The sequence below is a fragment of the Sphingomonas hankookensis genome, from assembly GCF_001619955.1.
Taxonomy (GTDB): domain Bacteria; phylum Pseudomonadota; class Alphaproteobacteria; order Sphingomonadales; family Sphingomonadaceae; genus Sphingomonas; species Sphingomonas hankookensis_A.
Map to the genome: position 1 here is coordinate 1 of NZ_LQQO01000053.1, position 4,559 is coordinate 4,559.

Genomic DNA, 4,559 nt, shown 5'->3' on the forward strand with positions numbered 1-4,559 from the left:
CCCGCCTCTATACCGCCCCCTCCCCCCAGCCCGGACCCCCGCCCCATGATCCCCGGTTTCGACCTCCCCGCCTTCGTCGCCGCCGCCCTTGCCGAGGATATGGGCGAGGCGGGCGACATCACCGCCGCCGCGGTCATCCCGGCGGATGCCGTGTTCACCGGCGTCATGGACAGCCGCGACGCGATCACCGTCGCGGGGCTGGACATCGCCGCCGCCTTCTTCCGCCATCTCGATCCCGGCGCGACCATCGAACCGCTGGTCGCCGATGGCGACGCCGTGCCGGCCGGCACCGCGCTGATGCGGCTGCGCGGCAATGCGCGGGCGCTGCTGACCGCCGAACGCTCGGCGCTCAACACCGTCCAGCATCTCTCGGGCATCGCCACGCTGACCGCGACCTATGTCGCCGCGATCGCCGGTACCGGCGTGACCCTGCTCGACACGCGCAAGACCATTCCCGGCCTGCGCAGTCTCGAGAAATATGCGACCCGCATGGGCGGCGCGACCAACCACCGCATGGGGCTGTGGGACGCGGCGATGATCAAGGACAATCACGTCGCGGTCGCCGGGTCCGTGGGCGAAGCGACCGCCCGCGCCAAGGCGGCCGGCATCGACCGGATCATCGTCGAGGTCGATTCGATCAGCCAGATCGAACCCGCCCTTGCGGCAGGCGCGACGCATCTGCTGCTCGACAACATGGCCCCGCCGATCCTGCGCACCGCCGTCGCGCTGATCGCCGGGCGCGTGCCCGCGGAGGCATCGGGCGGCGTCCGGCTCGACACCATCCGCGCCATCGCCGAAACCGGCGTCACCTATATCAGCGTTGGCCGCCTGACCCAGTCGGCCCCGGCGGCCGATATCGGGCTGGATTTCACCCTCGACGCCGCATAACCAGCTTCGGCTGTTTCAGGGGGAGCCTTCATGCGTCCGTCTTCGATCGTCCGGTTCGACCGGCTCTATCTCGCCTCGATCGCCGTCGGGCTGATCGGCAACATCCTCGAATGGCCGCTGACCATGGCGCGGCTGGCGGAAAATCCCGACACGGCGGCGCTCGGGTCGACCGCGGCGGTCGCGGCCGGCGGCATGATCGCCATCGGCGTCGTCATCGCGCTGCTGCTGTGGTTTTTCATCGCCCAGCGCGGCAGCAATGTCGCCAAATGGATCCTCGTCGTCTTCACCGTCTTCGCGATCGGCAGCCTGGTGTTGGGCTTCTCGACCGGCGCGGTGATCCTCGACGCCGGCGGCATCGTCCGCCTCGTCGCGGTCGCGTTGCAGACGGCGGCGGTCGCCTTCCTGTTCCGTCCCGACGCCGCCGCGTGGTTCGCACCCGCCATCGTCGACGAGGATATCTGATGCGTCTGGCCCTCACCCTCCTCGCCCTGCTCGCCCCCGTCGGGGCACAGGCGCAGACGCTGCAATGTTCGGTGCCGGCGCAGATCGAACGCCCGCGCCCCGACCTGCCGACGCCGCAACAGCCGCGCCGCGTCCTCCCGATCGGCAGCTATACGCTCGCCATCACCTGGAGCCCCGAATATTGCCGCACCCGCCGCGACGATGCGCGGAACAGCTTCCAGTGCGGCGGCGCCAACCGCTTCGGCTTCACGCTGCATGGCCTGTGGCCCGATGGCGAGGGCAAGGACTGGCCGCAATATTGCACTACCACCCCGATCCTGCCCGAATCGGTCATCGCCAGGAACCTGTGCGTCACCCCCTCGGCCCAGCTGCTCCAGCATGAATATGCCAAGCACGGCACCTGCATGGGTGTGTCGCCGGCGGCCTATTTCGACGAATCGCGCACCCTGTTCCAGCGGCTGCGCTTCCCCGACATGATGGCCCTGTCGCGCCGGCCCAACCTGACCGCCGGACAGATCGCCAGCGCGATCGCCCGGCGCAATCCCGGCATGACCGCGCAGTCGATGCGGATCACCACCAACAAGCGCGGCTGGCTGGACGAAGTGTGGCTCTGCCTCGACAAGCGCCGCCGCTACACCGCCTGCCCCGCGCATCAGGGCGGCGTGACCCCCAACACCCGCGTCAAGATCTGGCGCGGCGGGCGTCAGGCGGGATAGTTTTGCCGGACGTGCCGACGGCACGTCCGGCGGTGCCGGCCCGCTCCCCCACCCGGCCACCCACAGCGTAACCTGGATGGGTGACCGGGTGGGGGAGCGGGCCAGCGCCGCCTTGAACTACCTACCCCTCGACCGTCACAGTCGCGGGATGGTGGCGGTCGAGATGCTTGCGGATGATCCGCAGGTTCCGGGTGTTCGACCGGAAGAAGAAGTCCGGCACCGCCCCGACGATCGGGATCAGCCCCAGCGCCCAGTCGGTGCCGACATTGCCCGCCATCCGCGCCATCTGCCACTTCGACATGCCCAGGTTGCGGGCCTCCCACAGCATGTAGCTGCCCATCGCCGCGCCGATGAAGCTGCCGACCACGGGGATGAAGTTCAACAGGAAGTCGAGCCCGACCGGATGGTTCGTGCCGGGAATGGTCATCGACCGTTCCATCAGCCGCTCGATCGCCACCACGCGGCGGCGCACGGCATCGGGGTTCTTGTCGAGATGCCCGGCAATCTGTTCGAACAGTTCGGGCGAGATGCGGGTCGTCTTTGCCATGCACCCTATCTGGTGTCGGCGCGCAGGTGGTTCAACGGATGCACCGCCCGCGCATTGGTCTGGAACGCGCGCAGCCGCGGCGCGACCAGCGACCAGCGCCACGGCCGCGCGACCGGCACGAACGCTACGTCCGCCGCCATCGCCGCGTCCGCCGTCGCCAGCCGCTGGGCGCGTTCGGGCAGATTGTCGGCATCGCGCGCCGCCGCGATCAGCGTCATCGCGTCCATCGAACAAGTGCGGCACGCCGTCGCCAGATACCATCGCGCGCTGTCATAGGGTGCGACCCGGTCGACCAGCCGCAGGTCGGCCGGCGCCGTCATCGCCACCCGCTCGCCCGAAATCCCGATGCGCGACAGCGCGACCGCGACCCGTCCCCACAGCAAGGTGGCGCCCGGCCCCCTGGGCAGGGCGACGCGCAGCCGCACCGGCTGACCATAGGCGGTCACCTGCGCCCGCGCCGTCGCCCAGCGTTGCTCCTCGGTCAGGTTGCGCCAAGCGGGCAGCGCCGGGTCCGCCGCCGAATCGAGCCGTTCGGGCAGCAGCGTATCCGCCTGCCCCCAGCCTGCATCGATCGCGCCGGGCAGGTTCGCACTCTGCACCGCCATCGCCACCGCCGCCCGGCCGAGCGCGCTCGACAGGAACCCGTCGCGCGCGACAAAGGCAAAGCCGAACAGCCCGCGTGCCGGATCGACCCGCACGTCCGCCGGCCGGGGACTGGCGGCGGCGACCAGCGGCCAGTCGGCAAAGTCTCCGCCCAGCACTAGGTCGCTGCGCTTGCTCGCAAAGCGCGCCACCGCCAGCGCCGCCCGCGCACCGCGCAGCCGGACTTCGTCGGCGGCGACCGGCGCCGGCCCTTCCGGATCGGCCGGTGCGCGCAGCCGGATGCCCTCGCCCCGCAACCGGCGCAGCGGCCCGGTGCCCTGCGGCCCGCGAATCACCGCCAGTTCGGGCTGGGCCAGCAGCGTCAGCAATTCGGTGTTGGGGCGCTTCAGTCGCACCTCGATCACCTGCGGCGTCATCGCCACGATCTCGTCGATCGACCGCAGGAACGGAGTCAGCCGATGTCCCGCCTCGACCCGCACCGCACGGCGCAGCGCCACCACGACCTGTTCGGCGGTGACCGGACGCCCGTCGCTCCACGTCGCATCGCCCAGCCGAAAGATGTAGCTGCGCCCGTCATCGACCATGTTCCAGCGCTCGGCCAGCCCCGGCTCGACCTGCCCCGCGGCATCGAAGCGCACCAGCCCCTGCGCCAGCGCGCTGCGCAACAGCACGCGCTCGGCATCGCCCTTCACGCCGTCCTCGATCGCATCGACCACCACCGGCCGCTCGTCGTTCCCGCCATCGCAAGCGCCGAGCGCGAACAGCAGGGGAGCGAGGATCAGGATGCGCGCCATGCCACCTCCATGCTGGTACGGACGGCGGGACTTGAACCCGCACTCCCGATGGGAAGCGGATTTTAAGTCGATGGGGGAAATGATCGCAAACACTCATTTCCCCTAACGATTCTAGTACCTTACGTCCGGTATTATCAAATCGGATGATCGTAATTTTACCCGCCTTTACACCCGTTTTCCCGGACTGTTTACACAGGAATTACATGGGAATGCAGGCATTCGCGCTTGATGCCTTCGGGCACGGCTCTACGATCAGCGCATGGAGAAGAAGCCCCGGAACCCGGTATGGTCACGCGATGAATTAATCCTCGCTCTCGACCTATATGTCCGAACCAGCGGCAATCCTACCGGGCAGGATTTCGAGGCAGTCGATGAGGTATCGGCGATCCTCAACAAGCTTCACCGGATCATGGGCAACGCTACGGGTGAAACCCTGCGCAACCGCAACGGCGTGTACCTTAAGGTGATGAACTTCCGTTCGTCCGACCCGCACTACCTGGACCAAGGCAAGGTCGGTTGAGCAGCCCCCATCGGGTGGTCCGGGTTATT

Annotated in this window: 6 protein-coding genes and 1 tRNA gene; 4 read left to right on the top strand and 3 right to left on the bottom strand. The window is 68.7% G+C overall.

The features are described 5' to 3' along the window. Positions 1 to 45: 45 nt before the first annotated feature. The 3 genes from nadC to AVT10_RS15470 are packed head-to-tail and all read left to right on the top strand — an operon-like array spanning position 46 to position 2,066. The gene (gene nadC, locus AVT10_RS15460) at positions 46 to 888 is read left to right on the top strand and encodes a carboxylating nicotinate-nucleotide diphosphorylase (protein ID WP_066693476.1); all 843 of its coding nucleotides are present in this window, start codon (positions 46 to 48) and stop codon (positions 886 to 888) included. A 30-nt stretch (positions 889 to 918) separates the two neighbouring features. After that, positions 919 to 1,350, top strand: a complete 432-nt coding sequence (locus tag AVT10_RS15465) for a hypothetical protein (RefSeq protein ID WP_066693478.1) — start codon at positions 919 to 921, stop codon at positions 1,348 to 1,350. Beyond that, on the top strand, positions 1,350 to 2,066 hold the full coding sequence (locus tag AVT10_RS15470; RefSeq protein WP_066693479.1) for a ribonuclease T2 family protein: 717 nt from the start codon (positions 1,350 to 1,352) through the stop codon (positions 2,064 to 2,066). Before AVT10_RS15465 ends, AVT10_RS15470 begins: the two co-directional genes overlap by 1 nt. 121 nt (positions 2,067 to 2,187) lie before the next feature. On the opposite strand, the gene AVT10_RS15475 is transcribed toward AVT10_RS15470, so the two are convergent. The 3 genes from AVT10_RS15475 to AVT10_RS18380 all read right to left on the bottom strand — a co-directional run bounded on the left by AVT10_RS15475 (position 2,188) and on the right by AVT10_RS18380 (position 4,139). Further along, positions 2,188 to 2,613, bottom strand: a complete 426-nt coding sequence (locus AVT10_RS15475) for a DUF4112 domain-containing protein (RefSeq protein WP_084401786.1) — start codon at positions 2,611 to 2,613, stop codon at positions 2,188 to 2,190. 5 nt (positions 2,614 to 2,618) lie between these two features. After that, entirely contained in the window at positions 2,619 to 4,010 is a 1,392-nt protein-coding gene (locus AVT10_RS15480) for an ABC transporter substrate-binding protein (protein WP_066693482.1), read from the bottom strand. A 13-nt stretch (positions 4,011 to 4,023) separates the two neighbouring features. Next, a tRNA-OTHER gene (locus AVT10_RS18380) sits at positions 4,024 to 4,139 on the bottom strand. Positions 4,140 to 4,269: 130 nt separating this feature from the next. On the opposite strand from AVT10_RS18380, the gene AVT10_RS15485 reads away from it, so the two are divergent. Further along, positions 4,270 to 4,530 carry a hypothetical protein gene (locus AVT10_RS15485; RefSeq protein ID WP_066693485.1) on the top strand — a complete coding sequence of 87 codons (261 nt, stop codon included), beginning with the start codon at positions 4,270 to 4,272 and terminating at the stop codon, positions 4,528 to 4,530. The last annotated feature ends 29 nt before the right edge of the window (positions 4,531 to 4,559 follow it).